20 protein-coding genes and 1 tRNA gene are annotated in these 21,711 nt (G+C 40.3%); all 21 read left to right on the forward strand.

Annotated features, from left to right (window positions below; genetic code table 11):
* The first annotated feature begins 118 nt into the window (after positions 1-118).
* The 21 genes from IGI52_RS23315 (at position 119) to IGI52_RS23415 (ending at position 21,614) form a co-directional block, all read left to right on the forward strand.
* Positions 119-1,609 carry a PucR family transcriptional regulator gene (locus IGI52_RS23315; protein WP_154059644.1) on the forward strand — a complete coding sequence of 497 codons (1,491 nt, stop codon included), beginning with the start codon at positions 119-121 and terminating at the stop codon, positions 1,607-1,609.
* Positions 1,610-1,742: 133 nt separating this feature from the next.
* A complete protein-coding gene (locus IGI52_RS23320) occupies positions 1,743-3,035 on the forward strand; it encodes a cytosine permease (RefSeq protein WP_016178896.1) in 1,293 nt (430 codons plus the stop codon).
* A 3-nt stretch (positions 3,036-3,038) separates the two neighbouring features.
* Entirely contained in the window at positions 3,039-4,136 is a 1,098-nt protein-coding gene (locus IGI52_RS23325) for a DUF917 domain-containing protein (protein WP_438782519.1), read from the forward strand.
* Positions 4,124-5,692, forward strand: a complete 1,569-nt coding sequence (locus IGI52_RS23330; RefSeq protein ID WP_438782520.1) for a hydantoinase/oxoprolinase N-terminal domain-containing protein — start codon at positions 4,124-4,126, stop codon at positions 5,690-5,692. Before IGI52_RS23325 ends, IGI52_RS23330 begins: the two co-directional genes overlap by 13 nt.
* Positions 5,693-5,902: 210 nt before the next feature.
* Positions 5,903-6,925 (forward strand): selenide, water dikinase SelD, encoded by a 1,023-nt coding sequence (selD, locus tag IGI52_RS23335; protein ID WP_049219977.1) that lies wholly within the window; start codon positions 5,903-5,905, stop codon positions 6,923-6,925.
* Positions 6,926-6,967: 42 nt separating this feature from the next.
* The gene (gene yedF, locus IGI52_RS23340) at positions 6,968-7,558 is read left to right on the forward strand and encodes a sulfurtransferase-like selenium metabolism protein YedF (protein ID WP_048721347.1); all 591 of its coding nucleotides are present in this window, start codon (positions 6,968-6,970) and stop codon (positions 7,556-7,558) included.
* Positions 7,559-7,640: 82 nt separating this feature from the next.
* A complete protein-coding gene (locus tag IGI52_RS23345; RefSeq protein WP_016178891.1) occupies positions 7,641-7,907 on the forward strand; it encodes a DUF3343 domain-containing protein in 267 nt (88 codons plus the stop codon).
* Between the two features lie 4 nt (positions 7,908-7,911).
* Positions 7,912-9,801 carry a selenocysteine-specific translation elongation factor gene (gene selB, locus IGI52_RS23350; protein WP_154059648.1) on the forward strand — a complete coding sequence of 630 codons (1,890 nt, stop codon included), beginning with the start codon at positions 7,912-7,914 and terminating at the stop codon, positions 9,799-9,801.
* Complete coding sequence (locus IGI52_RS23355) at positions 9,802-10,926, forward strand: aminotransferase class V-fold PLP-dependent enzyme (RefSeq protein ID WP_438782521.1); 1,125 nt, start codon at positions 9,802-9,804, stop codon at positions 10,924-10,926. It begins immediately after the preceding gene.
* 15 nt (positions 10,927-10,941) lie between these two features.
* Positions 10,942-12,318 carry an L-seryl-tRNA(Sec) selenium transferase gene (gene selA, locus IGI52_RS23360; RefSeq protein ID WP_438782522.1) on the forward strand — a complete coding sequence of 459 codons (1,377 nt, stop codon included), beginning with the start codon at positions 10,942-10,944 and terminating at the stop codon, positions 12,316-12,318.
* Between the two features lie 18 nt (positions 12,319-12,336).
* Complete coding sequence (locus IGI52_RS23365) at positions 12,337-12,837, forward strand: CD3072 family TudS-related putative desulfidase (RefSeq protein ID WP_438782698.1); 501 nt, start codon at positions 12,337-12,339, stop codon at positions 12,835-12,837.
* Entirely contained in the window at positions 12,830-13,375 is a 546-nt protein-coding gene (locus tag IGI52_RS23370) for a CD3073 family putative ECF transporter S component (RefSeq protein WP_016178886.1), read from the forward strand. The genes IGI52_RS23365 and IGI52_RS23370 overlap by 8 nt, the downstream gene beginning before the upstream one ends.
* 483 nt (positions 13,376-13,858) lie before the next feature.
* A complete protein-coding gene (locus tag IGI52_RS23375) occupies positions 13,859-14,218 on the forward strand; it encodes a YxeA family protein (protein WP_242326788.1) in 360 nt (119 codons plus the stop codon).
* Between the two features lie 80 nt (positions 14,219-14,298).
* Entirely contained in the window at positions 14,299-15,051 is a 753-nt protein-coding gene (locus tag IGI52_RS23380) for an ABC transporter ATP-binding protein (RefSeq protein WP_016178884.1), read from the forward strand.
* Between the two features lie 11 nt (positions 15,052-15,062).
* Entirely contained in the window at positions 15,063-16,865 is a 1,803-nt protein-coding gene (locus IGI52_RS23385) for an FtsX-like permease family protein (protein ID WP_438782523.1), read from the forward strand.
* Positions 16,866-17,129: 264 nt separating this feature from the next.
* Positions 17,130-19,196 (forward strand): LTA synthase family protein, encoded by a 2,067-nt coding sequence (locus IGI52_RS23390; protein ID WP_438782524.1) that lies wholly within the window; start codon positions 17,130-17,132, stop codon positions 19,194-19,196.
* 463 nt (positions 19,197-19,659) lie between these two features.
* Positions 19,660-20,013 carry a DUF1622 domain-containing protein gene (locus tag IGI52_RS23395; protein WP_016178881.1) on the forward strand — a complete coding sequence of 118 codons (354 nt, stop codon included), beginning with the start codon at positions 19,660-19,662 and terminating at the stop codon, positions 20,011-20,013.
* 152 nt (positions 20,014-20,165) lie between these two features.
* Positions 20,166-20,262, forward strand: a tRNA-Sec gene (locus IGI52_RS23400).
* A gap of 123 nt (positions 20,263-20,385) precedes the next feature.
* Entirely contained in the window at positions 20,386-20,667 is a 282-nt protein-coding gene (locus tag IGI52_RS23405; protein ID WP_016178880.1) for a DUF1905 domain-containing protein, read from the forward strand.
* A gap of 437 nt (positions 20,668-21,104) precedes the next feature.
* Positions 21,105-21,305 carry a cold-shock protein gene (locus tag IGI52_RS23410; protein ID WP_016178879.1) on the forward strand — a complete coding sequence of 67 codons (201 nt, stop codon included), beginning with the start codon at positions 21,105-21,107 and terminating at the stop codon, positions 21,303-21,305.
* Between the two features lie 75 nt (positions 21,306-21,380).
* Positions 21,381-21,614 carry a hypothetical protein gene (locus IGI52_RS23415; protein ID WP_048721315.1) on the forward strand — a complete coding sequence of 78 codons (234 nt, stop codon included), beginning with the start codon at positions 21,381-21,383 and terminating at the stop codon, positions 21,612-21,614.
* The last annotated feature ends 97 nt before the right edge of the window (positions 21,615-21,711 follow it).

Consider the following 21,711-nt stretch of genomic DNA (forward strand, 5'->3'; position numbering starts at 1 on the left):
TTTTAGACGCGGATGAAAATCTTAATCGGTTTATTCTAATAAAAAATTAAGAACTAAATGATATTATTTTCATTTTTTGATAGAATGATTCAAACGCTTTCGTGAAGGGGGAATATCGTTGAACGTTCAGGATATATTGAGATTGTCTTCCATGAAGGGAGCAAAGATAATCGCTGGTGCATCTCAAAGACAGCGTTTGGTCACTACGATTTCTGTTTTGGAGGTTTCTGAACCAAAACTGTATGGCGGAATGCCGATAAAAGGGGAATACTCCGGAAACGAACTGGTTCTTACTTCTTTTGCTCAAATCGCTCATGATGTAGAAAAGCAGCTTGAGATTATCTCGATCCTTCATCAACACAGCCAGTTAGGGATTATCTTATACTATGTTGGTCTGATCATGCCCGAAGTTTCAGAAAAAGTAATTGCTAAGATGAACGAATTGGAAATGGTTTTGATTTTAATGCCGATCAATCGAATGGATCTGAGATATAGCGAGGTAATTTCTGAAGCTTTGTCTTATATCAGCAAAGAAGAAGCGGATTTAGATCCTCAACAAGAGGTTTTGCTTGAGACGATTCGACAATTGCCTGCACCGAATCAGATTGAAACAGGATTAAGTATTTTATCGGACAAGTTCAAGTGCAGCTTGTTCATTAAAAGTCAGGAAGACGAGGTTTTGCTATCAAAGGCGTGGCCGCGAAGTCTGGATCATAATTTAAGAGAGGTCATTGCTAATAAAAGGGAGAAGGAAGCTAAAAAAAATACTCCTGTAGAGGTAAATCAAAATTATTATTTTCAAACGGATATTCAGTTATCGCTGTCTTCCTTGGAGCACCATTATTATTTAGCAATTTTTAGAAGAGAACCCTTGGCAGACAAGCAAATAGATGGAATAAAGACAGTCGTCGAAAAAATGATTAAGTATTTTGGCGAGGGACAGCTGCTGAATACTGGCCAACAGTTTTTCTCTGCCTGTCAAACAGAGGATTTTCATACGGCTATGCTCTTAGCTCAAAAAGAAGGAATTGACGTGAATCAGCCTTTAAAATTGTATTGTATACAAAATGGAACACCTAAAAGAGGCAGAACTGCTTATAAAATGAAAGGGATTTATTATCAGGAAAAGGATCTGGAGTGGTTGATTAGTAATTCTTTGGACCTGACGGCTACGACAATTTTTCCGTTATATGATGCTAAGACGGACTATTTTTATATTGGTAGAGAGTTTTTAGGTTTATCATCTGTTTTTAAACAGATGTCATTTATTCTGGATCAGATCGAAGACAGTAAAAAGGTTTTTCCGAAGAAAAGATGTTTTTATCCAGAAGAGCTATATCTGTTGAAAGATGTGACGCAGGAGACGGAATCGATTTTTTTAGAGTCGTATTTAGAGGAGGATTTCATCGAGTCGTTAGCAGTTTTCTTTTTAGATTGCGATGAGAATATTAATGATACAGCGAGACAACTTTTTTTGCATAATAATACGATTAAGTATCGATTGAAACGAGCACAAGAACGCTTAGGAATGTCCTTTTCACATACAGCTTCGCGTTATTTGTTGATTAAAAATCTAATTTATTACCGAAAATACTCGGATAAAGACTGATGGAAAGCCGCTTTTGTCAATATTGACAAGACGGCTTCTTCTATTTTGTCAGATTAACATAGTCAGAGAATTCTCATTTAGCTATAATGATAAAATATTTATTTGTCAGAATATTCAGAAATGAGGGTGTTAAATGGAAGAAACAGTGGAAACAAATTCGGGAAATTATGAAAGAGAACGTGTACCAGAAAAAGACAGAAAGCGCTGGTTATCCATTAGTATGGTGTGGATTGCTATCGGTATTGACTTGTCTGGAATGTTTATGGGAGTTGCATTATCGCAGGGGATGGCGTTTTGGACGGCTATCTATGCAGTGATTATTGGATCGGTTATTCTAGGAATATTGGCAATTGGTGCGACCTACATTGGCGCGAAGGCTGGACTATCAACGGGAATGATTTCCAGAATCTCTTTTGGAAAGAAGGGTGCTTCATTGATGGGGGCAATCATGGGGATTTCTTCTTTGGGCTGGTTTGGTGTGCAGATTGGGTTCTTTGCTGAAAATATTGGTGCGGCGATTAATCAATTGACGGGTGCTAACACACCTTCATGGCTGTTGTCATTGATTGGCGGGAGTTTAATGATGCTCTCGGCCTTCTGGGGCTATCAGGCGATTGAGAAGTTATGTACTTATTCTGTTCCATTATTAGCTGTATTAATCATCGTTGCAACCCTCATGTCCTTAAATCGGAATGGGACATCTGGCTTGGCTAGTGCACCTCAAGGCTCCAACCTCTCTTTTGGCTTAGCGGTTTCTCTTGTTATTGGTGTGTATATGGTGGGAGTTGTTATGGCACCGGATGTTGCACGTTGGGCACAAAATCCAAAGCAGGCAATGATTGCTGGCTTTGTTGGGTTTACTATCGGGAATAGTTTTATGATTATCATTTCCTTGATTTTAGTCAAGGTGATGAATACGGCTGATCTTACGGCAGTTTTCTTTACTTTAGGTCTAGGTATCCCATCTATTTTAGTTTTAACACTTGCACAATGGACGACGAATACAAACAATCTTTATTCCGCTTCTTTGGACTTTTCGATAGTGTTTAAAAATATTAACCCTAAACTAATTACCATTGTTTGTGGTACATTGGGTATTTTAATGGCGATGTTTGGAATTTACGGCATGTTTGAAAACTTTCTATCGATCGTGACGGTTTTAGTCTCACCAATTGCTGGGATATATATGATTGACTATTTCTTATACAAAGAGAAGTATGATTTCTCTTACGAAGAAAAGCTGCAGGACTATTATCCGATTTCTATTTTTTCTTGGGTAGTCGGCAGTACAGTTGCCTTTATGACTAGTCAGCCGCCAGCCGGCTTTGGCTTGTTTACGCTAACGAATGTTTCAGCTTTAGACGGTATTTTAGTGGCGGGGCTTTGCTATTTTATTGTGACAAAATTGACTAAAGGACGGAAATAACTCATGGAATGGATTACGGTAGAAGATTTAGAAAATATTTCAATCGGTGCAACGTTGCTGGGAACGGGCGGTGGCGGCGATCCGTTTGTCGGTCGATTGATGGCGCTGCAGGCGCTTCAAAAATATGGTCCAGTGAAGGTTTTACAGGTAGAAGACTTGGATGATGATGCTCTAGTTATGCCTGTCGGATCGATTGGTGCACCTTCTGTTTCGAACGAGAAAATTGCTTCAGAAGAAGAACTCTATGCTCCTGCCGAGGTATTAAAGGAAACTTTTCCTGAAAGAACACAAGCGATTATGCCGATTGAAATTGGCGGCGGAAACTCCTTACTGCCGATTGCCTGCGCTGCAAAAATGGGGTTGCCGATCGTGGATGCTGATGCCATGGGTCGGGCTTTTCCAGAATCACAAATGGTTACCTTTTTCTTAAAGGGTTATCAGCCTGAGATTGTGGCGATGGCTGATAGCCAAGGAAATCGAATCATCTATTATCCAAAAGATGGAGAATGGTCTGAAAAAATTGCTCGTGCGATTACCGATGTGATGGGTGGCAGCGCCAATATGGTGGATAATGTTTTTCCTGGAAAAGTCGTGAAAGAATGTGGGATTCGCGGAACTTTGAGCTTAGCTAAAAAAATCGGTGAAGAATTAACCGATCCGAAAGAGACTACAGCTCCAGTTAAGCGTCTATTATCTACGTTGAAGGGGTATTCCTTGTTTGAAGGGAAGATCAAGAATATTGAACGGAATGTGGAAGGCGGCTTTACACGCGGCAGTGCGACGTGTGCCGGTATCGGGAAGAATAAAGGTGAGGAGTTAGAGGTTCTTTTTCAAAATGAATTGTTGCTAGCTAAAAAAGACGGAAAAATTCTTGCTTCGACCCCTGATTTGATTTGTGCATTGGATTATGAGACCGGCCGTCCGATCACTACAGAGACCTTGCGTTACGGCGCGCGTATTCATGTGATCGCCTTGCCTTGTGACGCTAAATGGCGAACAAAAAAAGGCATAGAAGTAGCCGGACCGAACTATTTTGGATACGAAATAGAGTACAGACCGGTGGAAGAACTGATGGGAGAAGAAGCGATATGTATAGATTAGGGATTGATGTTGGCGGAACGAATACGGATTGCGCGATTTTAGATGAGAATTTAAACTGTATCGGAAAAATCAAAAGCCCTACGATGGAGAATGTTAGTCTAGGAATTGATGCGGCGATTCAAAAAATTTTAGCAGAAACGCGTATCCCAACGGATAAAATCAGTGTGGTCATGTTAGGGACTACTCATTGTACGAATGCGATTGTTCAGAGAAAAGAAATGAGCAAGGTGGGAATCATTCGTTTAGCCAAACCAGCCACCACTGCGGTTGCTCCCATGGTTGGCTGGCCGGAGGATCTTGCCGAAAAAATGAACGCGCAGACAGCTATTGTCTCAGGCGGCTATGAATACAATGGAAATAAAATTGCTGAAGTTAATGACACGGAGATCCGTGAAGTTTGTCAACATATGAAAGGCAAAGTAGAAGCCGTAGCAGTAGTTGGTGTGTTCTCACCAGTCAACAGAGAGCAGGAAAAACAGGTTGCCGCTATTGTAGAAGAAGAGTTAGCAGTTCCTGTAACGCTATCTAGCGAGATTGGATCAATTGGACTGTTGGAAAGAGAAAATGCTAGTATTTTAAATGCTGCCTTAACACAAACGATTCAGCAAATGATTCGTGGATTGAAGCAAGCGTTAAGTAATAATAACCTGACTTCAGAGGTTTTTATTTGCCAAAATGATGGTACATTAATGAATTTAGAAAAAGCTTTGCGTTATCCTGTATTAACGATTGGCTGCGGTCCAACCAATTCCATTCGTGGAGCCGCGCATTTAAGCAACTTGGAGAATGCGTTAGTTGTCGATGTCGGCGGAACGACAACGGATATTGGGGTTTTGAAAAAAGGGTTTCCCCGCGAATCGTCATTAGCAACTGTGATTGGTGGAATCAGAACAAATTTCCGGATGCCAGATGTTCTATCGATTGGATTAGGTGGCGGAACGATCGTACACGTGGAAAACGAACTTAGAGTCGGACCAGAAAGCTTAGGCTATCGGATTTTGGAAGAAAGTTTATCTTTTGGCGGCAAGGTCTTGTGTACGACAGATATCGCGATCGCTAATCAAAAGAATCATCCGGTAGATGGAGCTATTTCACCTGATTTAGAGGTGAATCTAGTGAATCAAACAAAGGAAAAAATACGAGAACTGATTGAAGATGCGATTGATCAAATGAAGACAGATCGCAAAGAGGTTCCTGTTATTTTAGTTGGTGGAGGCAGCATCATTCTGCCCAAAGAAATGAACGGGGTGTCAGAAGTAATTGTTCCAGAAAATTATGATGCCGCTAATGCGATCGGAGCTGCTTTAGGGGAAGTCTCAGGTGAAGTAAATTCGGTCTATTCATTAGAAAATCAAACACAAGAGGAGGCAGTGAATCTGGCGATCGACACTGCTCGAAAAGAAGCGATTGATTCAGGCGCGTCCGTTGATACTTTGAAAACAATTTTTGTCGAAGTCATTCCTTTGGCGTATCTGCCTAAACAGGCTGTTAATATTAAAGTTAAAGTTGCTGGTAAATTGAGCTTCTATGAGGTGTTTATATCAGTAAAGAGCTAAAATCATCCGGCTAAATGAGCATAAATGCGTTTCCTATTTTGTTTAGGAAACGCATTTTTTAATGCTGTTCTCATACTCAAGCAATAAATCATTCTATAAATTAAAAGCGTTTTTATGAGAGATTAAAATCGTTATAAATTGGATGGAAATATACGTAGAGAAACAAAAAGTAAACTGTTATAATAGAGAACGTGAAGGATGGTGGAAAGCATGGAGACAGCTCAACAATTGATTGTCTGCGGTGGCTGCAATGCGAAAATCGGACCAGGGAATTTAGGAGAGTTGCTGGCGGATTTACCAAAAGCGACCAATGAAAATTTACTGGTAGGATTTGACTCGACAGATGATGCTGCTGTTATTAAACTGCGTGATGACTTAGCAATTATTCAAACGTTAGATTTTTTCCCAACGATGGTGACCGATCCTTATCTTTTTGGTAAAATCGCTGCAGCAAATGCGCTAAGCGATGTGTATGCAATGGGTGGCGAGGTTTTGTCCGCTCTTAATATTGTCGCTTTCCCAGAAGAAAAGGACTTGAATATATTAAAAGAAATCTTACGAGGCGGCGCTGAAAAGGTGCAAGAAGCTGGAGCAATCTTGGCTGGCGGCCACTCGATTCATGACCAGTCGGTGAAATACGGCTTGTCTGTAACAGGGACGATTGATCCGAATAAAATTTATCAAAACAATACCTGTCAGCTAGGCGATCACCTGATTTTGACGAAGCCATTGGGCGTCAGCATCATCACGGTGGGCTACAGTGCTGAAGAAATCAGCGAAGAAGCGTTTGTGAAAGCTACCACGAGCATGGAGACATTGAACAAGTATGCGATGGATATTATTCGCAAGTATCCGATCAACAGCTGTACCGATGTGACCGGCTTCGGCTTAGCTGGACACCTACATGAAATGACGAATGGACGCTACAGCGCGGAGATACATTCCAAAGATCTACCGTATTTTGAAGAGGCCTATCAAGGCGCGAAAGAGTTCATTTTAACTGCTGGTGGTCAGCGTAATCGGAATTATATGGAACAGAAGATGGATTTTCAGCTTGATGATTTTGGGATTGAAGAATTGTTGTTTGATCCACAAACTTCTGGGGGATTATTAGTCAGCGTTCCTGCAGATCAAGCGGACACGCTAGTACAGGAATTACAAGCTGCCGATATTCCAGCACAAGATTTCGGTGTTGTCATCGAGAAGCAAGAGAAGGAATTGATCGTTTATTAATCGCAAGAAGACGAAAGTCAATTGAGGATCGGAGTGAAAGAAATGTTTAAAATTGATGCGTTAGGCAAAGCATGCCCGTTACCAGTCATCGAAACAAAAAAAGCACTGCGGGAGCATGAAGTTGTGCAAACACTGGTGGATAATGAGATCGCTACGCAAAATTTGAAAAAAATGGCGGAGCAACTTGGCTATATCTATCAAATGGATCAGGATGCGCCGAATCATTATACTGTGGTTATTTCAAAAGGAAATGCGGCTCTGACTGAAGAAGCACCTCAAGCAGCTGAATCAATGGTTACAACGGACGATTATATCGTGGTCGTAGATACGAATGTCATGGGACGCGGCTCAGATGAATTAGGTAAAAATCTGTTGAAGGGCTTTATCTATTCATTGACCGAACAAGATGTATTGCCGGGAAAAGTCATTTTTTATAATGGCGGTGTGCATTCTGTGATAGAAGGTTCTGATTCGCTGGAGGATTTGAAAGGCTTAGCAGAACAAGGTGTGGAAATTTACGCCTGCGGAGCTTGTTTGAATTTTTACGAGTTGACCGCAGCAGTTGGCGAAGTAACCAATATGTATCGCATCGTGGAAATGATGCGCCAAGCACCGAGAATCGTTAAACCATAGAGGGTGCAGAGCATCATTAGAGGAATATGGCTTGAAGCTGTAGCTTATTGATTACAGTATTATGAAAAGAGGAGCAGTTTTTATGCAGACGTACGGTGTTGCGTTGTTTTATTCAACCCGGGAGGCCATGAAAGCTGAGGAAATCGCGAAGGAAGCCCAACTTGCCGTTCGAATCATTCCCACACCGGAAAAGATTCATGCTAGTTGCGGCTTTTCTTTGAAATATCCGTTGAAAGAAGAGGAGGCATTAATGTCTTTGCTTACAGCGGCAGAGATTGCCTCAGAGGGCTTTTATCATGCAGCCCAAGAAGGCCTGAAGACAAACTATATATTGGTTCAGAAAGGATAAGCAGATGGCAAATATTGTGATAGGAACGGCTGGGCATATCGACCATGGAAAAACCACGTTGATTAAAGCGCTGACAGGTATCGAAACGGATACCACCAGTGAAGAAAAAAAACGCGGGATGTCGATCAACTTGGGATTTGCTTATTTGGATTTGCCGAATAAGAAGCGAGTCGGGATTGTAGATGTGCCGGGGCACGAAAAATTTATTAAAAACATGGTCGCTGGTTTGCCGGGTATTAATCTGGTTCTGCTGGTGATTGATGCTGCGGAAGGAATCATGCCGCAAACGAAGGAACACATTGATATTTTAACGTTATTAGGGATTCGTGATTACTTGATTGTGTTGACCAAAGTGGATACTGTTGATCCTGATTTGAAGGAGTTGGTCGTGGACGATATCCGTGAACAATTAGCAGATACGCCGTTAGCTGAAGCGGATTTAATCGAGACAGATGCGGTGACTGGTACAGGAATCAAAGAACTGTTAGCCAAAATTCAAGAGCACTCAGAAGAAGCACAAGAACGTACAGCCAGCGGCTCCGCGCGGTTGAATGTGGATCGGGTCTTTAGCGTAAAAGGTTTTGGGACGGTTGTTACAGGGACCTTATTAGATGGCTCCATCAATGCTGGGGATGATCTGTACCTTTATCCAAGCCAGAAAAAAACGCGAGTAAGAAACATTCAGGTTCATGAGACGGATGTAAAAAGCGCTCAGCCGGGGCAACGAACGGCTTTGAATTTAGCGAATATCGCCACGGATGAAATTCAACGAGGCGATGTCTTGTCTGTTTCAGAGAAGCTGGAGGACACCTGGATGCTGGATGTAAAAGTTACCTGCCTGCCTGAAGTAGAGGGCGGGATCGGCTTATGGGATCGGGTCCGCTTGCTAGTTGGTACGCGGGAAGTAATGGCACGAACAGTCCCATTAGGTGTTGACTGGATTGGTCCGGGAGAAGACGGATTCCTGCAACTGCGGCTGGAAGAGCAGGTAGCAGTAAAAGAGCGGGATCGCTTCATTTTACGAACCTATTCTCCAATGCATACCATTGCTGGGGGTGAGGTTTTAGATGCAGCACCACACAAGCATCGCCGTTTCAAAGTTGAAATTCTGGAAAGCTTAAAGGCTAAAGAAGAGGGCAGCTTAGATGAACTAATCGCAGATTTCATGATTAATAAAAAGCAGCCGTTTACGAAAGAAAAAGAATTATTAGAATACTTAGGTGTGGGTAAAGAAGAGCTGCAGCCGATTTTAACGGAGATGTTAACAGCAGGTCGTGTAATTGAAACCAAGGTCGGCTATCTAGCTCAGACTAGCTATCAAAAATTGGTGGAGCAGGCAACCGAAATCCTGTCAGCCTATCATAAGCAATATCGGTTGCGCTATGGGATGCCGTTAGAAGAATTTCGTTCGCGGATGCGGGGTGTTTTAGCGGAGAAGGAAATCTCCGCGCTGATCCTGTTGATGAAAGTGGATCTTGTCAAGGAAGCCAATGATAAAATTGCTTTAGCCGATTTCGAAGTAAGCTTCAACAAATATCAGCAGGCCGCGAAAGAAAAAATCGAACAGACACTTGCTAAAAATGGCTATACACCTGTTAAAAAAGAAGAATTATTCGACTTAGATAAAAATGCAGAGGAAGTCTTGGAAGCCTTAAACGGCGATACGGTGGTCTTCTTAACCCATGAGTTTGTATTGTTAGGGAAGGTTTTTGATCAATCAGTGGGATTGATTCAAAAATATATCGCAGAACACGGGCAAATGACGCTAGGAGATTTTCGCGATTTGACAGATTCCAGTCGTAAGTCTTCCATGCTGATTCTTGAATATATGGATAAGCAGGGAATTACAAAACGTGTAGAGAACTATCGTGTGCTAGGAGAGAAGGGAAAATAAATGAGCATTTATTTGGATAATGCCGCTACGACTGCTCAAAAACCGGCTGTCGTGGCAGAAGCGATGACGACGATTTTAACAGGTGAATATGGCAATCCCTCTCGCGGTGCTCACGGGTACTCTCTAGCGGGTTATCGTGTGGCAGAAAATGCTCGTAATCAGCTGAAGGAGCTATTCAAAGCAGATAAACGGTATGAGGTCGCTTTTACAAATAACGCTACGGTCTCTCTGAATGAAGTTTTGAAGGGCTTGATTCAGACGGGAGATCATGTAATCACGACTGCTTGGGAGCATAATTCTGTTTTACGACCGCTGTATCAGCTAGAAGCCGCAGGTGCCAGCTTTGATGTGGTTTCTAGCGAAGCATTAACTGGTCGTCTTAACTATCAAGAATTTGCCGAAAAACTTCGTCCAGAAACGAAGGCTGTGATTTGCAATCATGCAAGTAATGTTACAGGGAATCTACTGGATCTAGAATGGGTCAAGGCATTTTGTGCAGAGCACAAGCTTTATTTGATTATTGATGTTTCGCAAACTGCCGGAGTAGTTCCAATTGATCTCAGTGATGGGAAAATCGACGCCGCTTGTTTTACGGGACATAAATCACTTTATGGTCCACAGGGGACTGGCGGAGTTTGCCTACTAAAGGACCTGCCTTTGGAGCCAGTGCTCACGGGCGGCGATGGGATGCAGTCTTTTTCAAAGGTTCAGCCGAAAGAACTTCCTACCCTATTAGAAGCTGGAACTCTGAATATTCCTGGCTTAGCGGGTTTGGCCGCTAGTGTTCAATGGGTAAAAGAAAAAGAAGAAAAAGCAACATTGGGTGATTATTTTTATCAAGAGCTCAAAAAAATTGATGGTCTAACAGTTTACGGTGATTTCAGTGGCCCGCGAGTGGATGTTTTTTCGATCAATATCAAAGATGCGGAATCGGCAATTGTCAGCGATTTATTATGGGAAGAGTTTGAAATTGCGACCAGACCGGGGTATCATTGTGCGCCCTTAATGCACGAAGCATTGGGTACGGCTGATCGCGGAACGGTGCGTCTGTCATTTTCGAGTTTCACTACTAAGGCTGAAGTCGATACAGTCTTAGCAGCATTACAAAATCTGGCGTTACGCTAAGAAAGCAGGTGACCTATGTCAAAAGAGATTCAGAATATTTTAGCAAGTTTGCCTTCCGTAGATGTTCTATTGAAGCAGATTGATCCAAGTTATCCTCATGGAAAAGCCAAAGAAGCTACGCAGCAGGTTTTAGCAAGTTTTCGAGAAGCAGTCGTTGACGGGACTAGAAAAACCGTGATTGACCAAAAAGAGGTCATAGAACTGATTCACAAGCAGCTAGAGGAAAAGCAATTTTCACTACGACGCGTAATCAATGCTACCGGGACTGTAATCCATACGAATTTAGGGCGTTCTTCATTAAGCGAAAAAACAAAAGAACAGCTCCTAGCAACCAGCTTTCATTACTCAAATCTAGAATTTGACTTAGAGAGTGGCAAGCGCGGGTCGCGTTATAGTCACCTAGTTTCAATCGTGAAGAAGCTCACAGGAGCCGAAGATGTTCTGGTAGTAAATAATAATGCAGCAGCCGTACTACTCGTTTTAAGTACCTTGACACAAGAAAAAGAAGTGTTAGTTTCACGGGGCGAATTGGTGGAAATTGGCGGAGCATTCCGCATTCCTGATGTAATTACGTCAAGCGGTGGCACGATCGTGGAGGTGGGTACGACCAACAAGACGCATTTAGCCGACTACGAAAAAGCCTTAACCGAAGAAACGGGTGCGATTCTAAAGGTACACACCAGCAATTATCGCATCGTTGGGTTTACCGAAACACCGGTGTTAAATGATCTAGCAGAGCTAGCCCATGCCAAGAACTTACCATTGATTAATGATCTAGGCAGCGGGTTACTGATGGATATGCGACCGTTCGGATTACCTTACGAACCTACAGTGAAGGAAGTTCTAAATCAGGGCTGTGACATTGTAGCCTTCAGCGGAGACAAGCTGTTAGGTGGTCCACAGGCTGGCATCATCGTTGGGAAAAAAGAATACATTGACAAGATGAAGAAAAATCAATTATTGCGAGCTTTGCGTATCGATAAAATGACTTTAAGTGCACTGGAAGCAACTCTGTCTTTATACCTTGATGAAAAAGAAGCTTTAAAATCCGTGCCGACCTTACAAATGATCGGACAAAGTGAAGAGGACTGCTTAGGTAAAGCAGCTGAACTAGCAGCGATGCTGCAATCAATCACTGAGCTAAGTGTGAAGATCGAAAAGGACAGCAGCAAAATCGGTGGCGGTTCTTACCCAGAGCACTTGTTGCCGACCTATGCTGTTGCTTTAAGCAGTAGTAAATTCTCTGCGGATACGCTGCAAGAAAAACTGCGATTGGCTGCTACACCCGTCATTAGCCGGATCAAGGATGATTGCAATTTCTTGGACGTAAGAACGATTGCGATAGAAGAATTCGCAGTAATTCAGGAAAGCTTGCAGGAGATTTTTAACTAAAAGAAAGGAGATAGGATTATAGAACCACAGAAGCAATTAGTAGCTGTGTCTCATTGTGTTTTGAATCAAAATGCTGTGATTCACGGCTGGGAAAGAGCACGAGGAGCCTTCCCCTTTGCGGTCGAGTTATTGCGCGGCGGGATTGCGCTGATACAGCTGCCGTGTCCGGAGTTTATCGTCTTAGGCGGAGATCGTCCGCCGATGACTTATGAAGAATACCGTGATTTGCCTGATTATCGTCATCAATGCCAGACAATGCTGCAGCCGATCATTCAGCAGATTCAAGCGTATCAAGCAGAAGGCTATCAGTATCTAGGAATAATCGGCATCCATGAAAGCCCGAATTGTTCCATCAGTGGGCAACGAGGTGTCTTAATGGAAGAGTTTTTCGCAGAATGTCAGCAGGCCAAAATCGGTACGAATTATTTGGAGGTGCCTACGTCTTACAGTGAAGAGGATCAAGGGGATTTTGATGAACAGTTGCAACGTTTTTTAGAGAAAGGACTAAACAATGAATAGTAAAGCAAAAGTGATCGCGATGTGTGCCATCGCAGTAGGATTAAATGTGGTGTTAGGAGAAGCAGTGTCGATGCTGCGGATTCCGTTATTGTTCTTAGATACGATGGGTACGATTTTTATCGCGGCCAATTTTGGAATGGGCTATGGCATTTTAACCGGTGTGACCACCAACTTATTGATGGGGCTGATCGGCGGAGTGACGGCGATTCCTTTCGCATTAGTGAATGTGGCTGTCGCGATTATCGTCGCCTTATTAGCTAAAAATGGTTTTGGTTTTGGAAAAGCAGTAATCGCAGGTCTTTTGTTAGCCTTTATTTGTCCAATGATTGGCGCACCAATTCGATTGGCCCTGTTTGGCGGTTTTACCGGATCAGGAACGGATGTCGTCATCATGGCATTGCGAGCGTCTGGTAAGGAAATGATTTCTGCAACCTATTGGGGCGCAGTGACGGGTAATCTAGTGGATAAAATTGTTTCTTGTCTGTTAGTGGCCTGGTTTATTAAGCTGCCGCAGATGAAACGCTTCGCCGTAAAATGAGCATGAACAGCTTCTAAGACTAAGGTGCTTAGTCTGGAAATCTTAAAGTGAGCTAGAATCAACGGAAACAGTGTTGAGGCTAGCTTATTTTTTATGTTCATTTTTGTCATTCATGTAACTTTAAATCAGTGTTTAAGGGAGAAGTCTGTCTAAGGTATCTGAATTTAAAGAAAAAGCATGATCATGCGGTAAAATCCTTTTTTTGGAATTTCAAAATAATAAAATGCTGTTTCAAGTAAATAATATTACGAAAAAGTTTAGTATAATACCTGTTTTTAAAGATTTGACGCTGACCATCAATAAGGGGAACAAAATTTGGTTAGTTGGGATGAAAAGCTGGTATCAAAAAAGTTGAGGGAAGCTTTTTGTCGGCGAAAAATCTTCAAAATGACAAAAATGTTAGGTGTTTTTAGTAGGTTTCAATGGTTGGATTTTCAGAATTTTTGTATAGTTGCTCTAGAAATCAAAAAGGAGCAATCAGTTATGAAAAAATTTTTAATCGGTTTAGTTAGTTTAATTGTTATCGCCTTTGTAGGCTTACAAATAGCAGATAAAGTCGTCAAAAGTGGAGATGAGTATTTCGTTCAGATCACAACAGATGGTCAACGAGTGGAAGAAAAAGATGACAGCGGCAATAATTACGTTGATTACAAATACTCGTTGCCAGGCTATGACAAGGATGGAAACAAAAAAGAGTTAGATTTTAATGCAAATAAAGACCGTCCGCTGCGTCGGGAAGCGTTTCTTAAAGTTACCTGGAACAAGAAAAAAGGGGTGACTTCCTATGAAGAAGTCCAACAAAAAGATCTACCTAAAAAAGCAGCGGATAAATTAGGTGTTTAATTTAACCTTGACTGTTGCATTGAGGAAGCAGACGGGTCATCAAAAATGACCCTCTTAGTTTAATTACGAGGAGTGGAAGTATGGAAAAAATCGTATCAGTAAATGAGGTAAAGAAAACCTACGGAAAAGGCAATCAGAAAAAAACTCAGGCCTTGAAAGGTATTTCATTTGAAGTAGAAAAGGGTGAATTCGTCGGAATCATGGGAGCATCTGGCTCTGGTAAATCAACCTTATTAAATTTATTAGCAACATTGGATAAACCAACTGACGGCAAAATTCAGATTAATCAGGCGGATGTAACCAAATTATCGGGCAATCAATTAGCCGATTTCCGTAGTCGCGAGATTGGTTTTATTTTCCAAGATTTCAATTTGTTGGAAAATTTAACAGCAGCAGAAAATATCGCAGTTCCATTATCCTTACAAGGGGCTAAGAGCAAAGTCATCCATCGGCGAGTAGCTGAAGTGGCAAAACGTTTATCAATCGATGGTATTTTAAATAGCTATCCGGCCCAAATCTCTGGTGGTCAAAAGCAACGGGTCGCTGCAGCGCGCGCCTTGATTACCCAGCCAACTATTCTTTTGGGAGATGAACCAACAGGTGCGTTGGATTCTAACAGTGCAAGGGATCTGTTAGACACGATGGAGGAATTGAATCAAAGGGACCAAGTATCGATTTTATTGGTAACACATGATCCGTTTTCTGCTAGTTATTGTCAACGGATCTTGTTCATTAAAGACGGCGTGATCTATCAAGAAGTAAAAAGAGAAAACCAAACTCGAGAAGCTTTTTATCGTCAAATTTTAAGCATTCTCGGTAATTTGGAACAGTAGGAGGTCATTCGATGCTTTTAAAATTATCACTTGCTGGAATCAAAGGACGCTTGCGTGACTATGTAGTCTTATTTTCAGGACTTGTAGTAGCCTCAGGAATCTTTTATATGTTTGAGGGTCTAGCAACGAATAAGACCTTTTTGGAAAGTAATTCAATGATCTCATCGGTAGTAATGATCTTTCATTTAGGAACCGTCCTACTTTCAATTATTACCTTCGTCTACATTTTATACGCCAACTCCTTTCTGATGACGATGCGTCAAAAAGATTACGCGATGTTTATGATGTTAGGAGCAAAAGGCCGTAAAATCGCACAGTTGATTTTTATTGAAACTTTTGTGGTAGGTGTTGGCGCGACTGTTGTCGGCACTTTGCTTGGTGTTGGATTAAGCGGCGTTGTGCAGCAATTGTTGGTCAAACAATTAGACATTAAAATTACTCATTTCACCGCTGTAAATTCTTCAGCCGTGCTATTTACATTGATTTTTTTCACCGTGATTTTCTTATTGGCAGCATTCGTAAATGCCATGACGATTGTGAAAAAGCCAATCTTGAATTTGCTAAAAGCTAGTGAAACGCCTCTACCTGCTAATCGTAAGCTTTTTACGTTAGTATTGGAGGTTCTGGCAGGAATCATTTTCCTAGGAATCGGCTATTTCATGATGACGCAGTTAATGAAGCTGGCTTTTCTGGCCTTGATTATTGCCTTGATTACCATTATTTTAGGTACGTATTTTGTTTTTCATTCAATTTTGATTTTCGTACTGGATTTACTGAAACGACGTGACAGCATCGCTTTGAAGAAGCTGAATAATTTTACGTTGTCGCAATTAAGCTTCCGTATTCAAGATTATACGCGAATTCTATCGATGGTGGCGATGCTTTTTGCACTAGCTCTCGGCGCCATTACTGTTGGATTAGGCTTCCATAATGAAATCATGAAAATGACTGAAGCAACTTCTGCTTATGACTTAGTATTAAACAATGGACAAAGCTTTAGTGACACTGAGCTTGATAAAATCACTCCAACTTCTGATGCTGTTTATCAACAAAAAGAGGATAATGAGACCGTTTATTATAATCGTTCACAATTTGATCAAGCCCCTTTGAAGGTCAAGGAGTTTACGGCTAGCCGTCAAACGAAAGAAGTGCGCTATACAGGGGAACAACTAGCAAATGATCTAACAGCTTCGGATCAATTAAGATCGTTGGAACTACCAGAGCAAAGTGCGAAGAAGCATCAATTTTTATCTAGTGAAGCATTCTCAGTATTACCTGGTAACACAACGGAGATACGGTTGATTACAGTGGCTGATTTTGCCAAAGATAAGGATGCTTTGAAAAATTTAGCCGAAGAAAATTTCCATAAAAATCCGACGTTGGATAAAAATTCAGCAGGCATGAATCAAAAGGCTCTGGTTTATGAGCTATACAATGCGCTGTTCTCAGGCTTTGAATTTATGGGCTTCTTCTTGGGAATTGCCTTTCTAACCATGTTAGCCAGCTGTTTGATGTTTAAAATTTTATCTGGTGCAAAAAGTGATATCCAACGCTACAGCATGTTGGAAAAAATCGGGGCACGCCGTCAACTGTTGAAGCAATCAATTCGCAAAGAGATCGGTATTTTATTCTTGGTCCCAGGTCTATTAGGAGTCATGCATGTCTTGTTTGGACTGCAACTGTTCACTACACTTTTAACTGAACCTTACAGTAATATTTGGCTGCCATTTTTGATCTTCTTTGTTTTATACTTTATCTATTATGTCTTAACCATTTGGATATATACTGGGATTGTCATGAAACGCGAAGCCTAAAAAGCACCTTCCAGTTAGCCGCTGGAGGGTGCTTTTGTTATTTTATGGATAATTATTAAGAATGTGAAAATTTTATGTCTTAGGAAATTTTCATTTGACCTGAAAAAGCGATAAAATTCGCAGGTCTTTCCTTAAATTTTAAAGGAAAATCCGCTATTTGAGTAAAAAAATAAGATTGCACCTTCTATGCAGAAAAATATGCATTTTTTTATATTCTGCTCTATAGTAGTAACGGACAATTTAATAGAGAAAGAAGTGATCCGGATGAACCGGGTAAAAAAAGCTTTTAGCAATCGTTGGCTGATCCTACTGACAGTCAGTCTGCTATTTTGGGCGAAAACAATCTTAGCCTATTACGTAGATTTTTCATTAGGGGTGGAAGGCTCCATTCAGACCTTCATTTTGTGGATCAATCCAATTGCCACAACCTTACTTTTATTCGGCGTTTTCCTTTACGTAAAAAAATTTAAGCCAGCCTTGATTGTGTTGTTTTTAATGGATCTGTTAAATACCTTGATCTTATACTTGAATGTGATTTTTTATCGCGAGTTTACTGATTTTGTTACGATCAAATCAATTCTTGGTTTTTCTAAAGTTTCACAAGGAATCTCAGGCAGCTCCTTTGCCTTAATGAAAGTGCATGATATTTTTTATTGGCTGGACTTAATCATATTTTTAGGCATTATGATCTATCTCTTTGCTAAACACAAAGAAATTGCCAGCAAGCCGATCAAAAAAACATTTGCAGTGGCAGTTAGCTGTCTAGCAGCATTGACCTTCTCAATCAACTTATCCTTAAGCGAGGCAAACCGCCCACAATTACTGCAGCGGACCTTTGACCGTTCTTATATCGTTAAATATTTAGGGCTGGATGCCTTTACTGTTTATGATGGGATTAAGACTGAGCAGACCAACAGCGTGCGGGCTCACGCTTCAAGTAATGGGTTAACAGACATTCTAAAATATACGAAGAGTCATTATGCAGCGCCCGATCCAAGTAAATACGGTATCGCAAAAGGCAAAAATATTATCGTGATCCACTTGGAAAGCTTCCAACAATTTTTGATTAATATGAAAGTGGATGGACAAGAGGTCACCCCATTCTTAAATAGTCTGGAAAATGACAATAAGCAAACATTAGCCTTCGACAATTTCTTCCATGAGGTCGGTCAAGGGAAAACCAGCGATGCAGAAAATATGCTGGAAACAGGCACCTTCGGATTGTCTCAAGGCTCTTTATTTACTCAATTAGGATCTGACAATACATTCCAAGCCGCTCCGGCAATTTTGAATCAGGAAGCGGGCTATACAAGCGCTGTTTTCCACGGAAATGTCGGCAGCTTCTGGAATCGCGATCACGTATACAAGAATCTCGGCTATCAAAACTTCTTTGATCGCTCTTACTTTAACCAAGCTGATGAAAACTTAGGCTACGGAATTTTAGATAAGGATATGTTGAAGGAAACGGTTGGTCATTTAGAGCATTTGCAGCAACCATTCTATACGAAATTCTTGACGGTAACCAATCATACCCCTTATTTGACTGACGATAAGAATTTTAATTTTCCTGCCTTAAAAACAGGCAATAGCACGGTGGATGATTATGTCCGAACCGCGCATTATTTGGATGAATCGCTGCGTCAATTTTTTGATTATCTTAAAGCTTCCGGTGTTTATCAAAACTCGATCTTTATGATTTATGGGGACCATTTCGGTATCTCCGACAGCAACAACAAAGATTTGGCCAAAGCATTAGGAAAAGATCCAACGACTTGGGACAAATTCGATGACGCTCAAATGCAGCGTGTACCATTGATGTTCCATATTCCTGGCTATACAAATGGTGGGATTCAACATCAATATGGTGGTGAGATTGATGTCTTACCTACATTGTTACACTTAATGGGCATCGATAGTCAGAAATATATTCAATTCGGTACAGACCTATTTTCACAAAAACATGATCAAACAGTTGCCTTCCGTAACGGCGACTTTATTACACCAAATTATACCGAATTAGGGGGCGAGACCTACGAGAATAAAATGGGTGAAAAGGTTGATGTGAAAGCTTTAGGTATCGCATCAGAGATTGATAAGGAACAAAAACAGGTCAAACAAGCATTGAGTCTATCTGATAAGCTGAACCAAGAAAATCTCTTACGTTTTTACACGCCAGAAGGCTTCACACCAATTGATCCGCAGAAATACGATTATCATGATCTTGATAAGAAAAATACGGCAATCGAAAAGGAAAAAGGCAATCAATCAACCAGTCTTTTTTCAAAAAATGGCAACAAGACAACAGCTGCATTGTATCCGCCAATTCAATAGTACACGTAGAGGTTGTGACAGAAGTGGTCAGCTTCAAGAAATAAGAAGAAATTTCCGAAAATTGTTTCTCAAATTTTTGTGAAATTTCGGCTTATTTCCGAAGAAGCTACTTCTGGAACACCGTTTATTCGGAAAAAGAAGGATTGTATTAGGTGGTTCAATTCCTACACATTCCCGCCATTTAGTTCATTAACTGAGTGATAATTTGATAAAGCAAATGGGAAATAAGCAACACCGTTAAGTCATAAAACGTATCTTTCAAAAGGTTTGCCGTATTTTTCTTTAACGAGTTCATCATAAGAATCATCCTTTCGAATCAATAATGTCCTTACCATAAGCAGCGAAACTTACGCGCTACTTAAATAGAGCTGAGAAAGTCTAAATTATTCAACAGAAAATCCGATTGCTTCGTGATCTATTTCAGATTAAAATAAAGATATAAAGTTTAAAGGGCAGGATTATTATGGAAAATTTTGAACAGATACTTCAGCTTATTTTTCATCCCATCGTTTTGGCACTGGATGCCATCTCGATTTTTATCATTTTATATGGGGCAATTTTTTCCTTTGTTAAATTAATCCAATCGAGAAGTGAGCAGGATTATTCTTCTGTGTTGCACAAAAACAAGTGTATTAAAGCCTATTTAGGCAGTTATATTTTGCTGAGCCTGGAATTTTTGATTGTTGCAGACATTATTGAATCAATCATCAATCCCACCTTTCAGGATATTATCAAGTTAGCGATGATCGTGCTGATCCGAACGATGATTTCTTATTTCTTAAATAAAGAAATAAGTGAATTTTCCGTCGATCAATAAGATTTTGAGGAAAAGATCATCCTACTTTGAATCCAATAATTTAGTAATTTTTAAAAAGAAAGAAGCATTTAAGATAAGGTGAATTCTTTCTTTTTTTCTTTTCATTTTGTTATTGATTCCAACTTGAAGGAGTGGTATGATTATTTTGTTTCGGGAGTGGATGGGTTCTGGTGTTCCCTCTGGTCTTCAAAACCAGTATGAGGAGTTAGGAGCTTCTTGGGTAGGTTCGATTCCTACACATTCCCGCCAATTAAACTATTATGTCTGACAAACACTGATTTGACGCCAATCTCAGCAGTGTTTGCCGGACTTTTTTATATTTTAGAAGTTTATAATAGAAATTTTCAAAACCTAAGAAAGAGGAGTTTAGAAATGAAGGAATACAAGTTTGATTCTAAAATCTATGCATCAGAAGTAGGAAAAGGCGGTGCTTACGTAATCTTTCCCTATGATGTTCGGGAAGAATTTGGTAAAGGCCGTGTCAAGGTACGTGCGACGTTTGATGGTGTTGACTATGATGGAAGTATTGTGAATATGGGGGTAAAAAATGAGGATGGTAGTATTTGCTATATTTTAGGAATTCGAAAAGATATTCGCAAGGAGATAGGAAAGGATATTGGAGATGTGGTAGAAATTGTGGTTCAGGCGCTATAGATTAACTTAGTATATTTTCTCGTGTAATGCACAATATTGGAAAAATAAGACAATAAGAAAGAATGTAGAACGAAATACGTTTAATATTTTTTATTTTAAATGACTGTTTAGCTTCAAAAGTTATTGTTCGTGTTTTCTGCTATTTCTAAATTTATTTAAATAGAAATTGAATGCGTTAGGCTTATCTTAATAAGTCAAGATAAATAACCTCATGTCCAGATCTATTAAGAAAAAAACTGAAAACTTAATATTTTAGATGTTATAGTTGGTAAATGTTCATATTAAGTTTGCTTTTACTCTCCATACGTGGTAAGGTAACTAAGTAATACTTTGATATGTGACTAGTTGGTTATCTATATTTATTAAGATACTTTTTTATTACACGTCATTTTTTATTACAAATAAACACGTTTGATGTGTAATTGGAGGTACTTTACATGAATAAAGGTACAGTAAAATGGTTTAATGCAGAAAAAGGTTTTGGTTTTATCACTGGTGAAGATGGCAACGATGTGTTTGCTCATTTCTCAGCTATTCAAGGTGAAGGTTTTAAATCTTTGGATGAAGGCCAAGCAGTGACTTTTGATGTTGAAGAAGGCCAACGCGGCTTACAAGCTTCAAACATTGTAAAAGACTAAAATTTGTTTAATTACGGATGACTAAGAAGATCGGAAACGATCTTCTTTTTTTAATATTTGAAGGAGGATGTTCACATGGCAAGCACTTATGGATTTAAATCTCCAAAGCCCTCTTTTTTAGGGGAGCGCTTCTCGGTAGGCCAAGAGGTATTTTTCGAATATAAAAAAGAAACACAACGAGGCATTGTAAAAAATAAGTTGAATAACTCGGCAATTGTTCAAATCATAAAAAGCGAAACAGAGGATCTGAATGATTTCACAACAGTAATTAGTTACGATAGCTTAGTTGATCCGAAAACAGATTTTTAAAAATGAATGATTTTTCCTTGAACTAATTACGATTACTGACATGAAGATAGTTAATTGAAATCGCTCAAATAAACGACCCTAGCCTAGGATCGTTTAT

Source organism: Enterococcus sp. DIV0187 (genome assembly GCF_051713785.1).
GTDB lineage: Bacteria > Bacillota > Bacilli > Lactobacillales > Enterococcaceae > Enterococcus_A > Enterococcus_A avium.

What these genes read in the sequence shown, in the direction of transcription:
- IGI52_RS23405 (WP_016178880.1), top strand. Translation starts at nt 20,386, where the DNA reads ATGAAGGAATACAAGTTTGATTCTAAAATCTATGCATCAGAAGTAGGA.
- IGI52_RS23415 (WP_048721315.1), top strand. Translation starts at nt 21,381, where the DNA reads ATGGCAAGCACTTATGGATTTAAATCTCCAAAGCCCTCTTTTTTAGGG.
- IGI52_RS23390 (WP_438782524.1), top strand. Translation starts at nt 17,130, where the DNA reads ATGAACCGGGTAAAAAAAGCTTTTAGCAATCGTTGGCTGATCCTACTG.
- IGI52_RS23370 (WP_016178886.1), top strand. Translation starts at nt 12,830, where the DNA reads ATGAATAGTAAAGCAAAAGTGATCGCGATGTGTGCCATCGCAGTAGGA.
- selB (WP_154059648.1), top strand. Translation starts at nt 7,912, where the DNA reads ATGGCAAATATTGTGATAGGAACGGCTGGGCATATCGACCATGGAAAA.
- IGI52_RS23385 (WP_438782523.1), top strand. Translation starts at nt 15,063, where the DNA reads ATGCTTTTAAAATTATCACTTGCTGGAATCAAAGGACGCTTGCGTGAC.
- selD (WP_049219977.1), top strand. Translation starts at nt 5,903, where the DNA reads ATGGAGACAGCTCAACAATTGATTGTCTGCGGTGGCTGCAATGCGAAA.
- IGI52_RS23380 (WP_016178884.1), top strand. Translation starts at nt 14,299, where the DNA reads ATGGAAAAAATCGTATCAGTAAATGAGGTAAAGAAAACCTACGGAAAA.
- IGI52_RS23345 (WP_016178891.1), top strand. Translation starts at nt 7,641, where the DNA reads ATGCAGACGTACGGTGTTGCGTTGTTTTATTCAACCCGGGAGGCCATG.
- IGI52_RS23395 (WP_016178881.1), top strand. Translation starts at nt 19,660, where the DNA reads ATGGAAAATTTTGAACAGATACTTCAGCTTATTTTTCATCCCATCGTT.
- IGI52_RS23375 (WP_242326788.1), top strand. Translation starts at nt 13,859, where the DNA reads ATGAAAAAATTTTTAATCGGTTTAGTTAGTTTAATTGTTATCGCCTTT.
- IGI52_RS23325 (WP_438782519.1), top strand. Translation starts at nt 3,039, where the DNA reads ATGGAATGGATTACGGTAGAAGATTTAGAAAATATTTCAATCGGTGCA.
- selA (WP_438782522.1), top strand. Translation starts at nt 10,942, where the DNA reads ATGTCAAAAGAGATTCAGAATATTTTAGCAAGTTTGCCTTCCGTAGAT.
- IGI52_RS23320 (WP_016178896.1), top strand. Translation starts at nt 1,743, where the DNA reads ATGGAAGAAACAGTGGAAACAAATTCGGGAAATTATGAAAGAGAACGT.
- yedF (WP_048721347.1), top strand. Translation starts at nt 6,968, where the DNA reads ATGTTTAAAATTGATGCGTTAGGCAAAGCATGCCCGTTACCAGTCATC.
- IGI52_RS23410 (WP_016178879.1), top strand. Translation starts at nt 21,105, where the DNA reads ATGAATAAAGGTACAGTAAAATGGTTTAATGCAGAAAAAGGTTTTGGT.
- IGI52_RS23355 (WP_438782521.1), top strand. Translation starts at nt 9,802, where the DNA reads ATGAGCATTTATTTGGATAATGCCGCTACGACTGCTCAAAAACCGGCT.
- IGI52_RS23330 (WP_438782520.1), top strand. Translation starts at nt 4,124, where the DNA reads ATGTATAGATTAGGGATTGATGTTGGCGGAACGAATACGGATTGCGCG.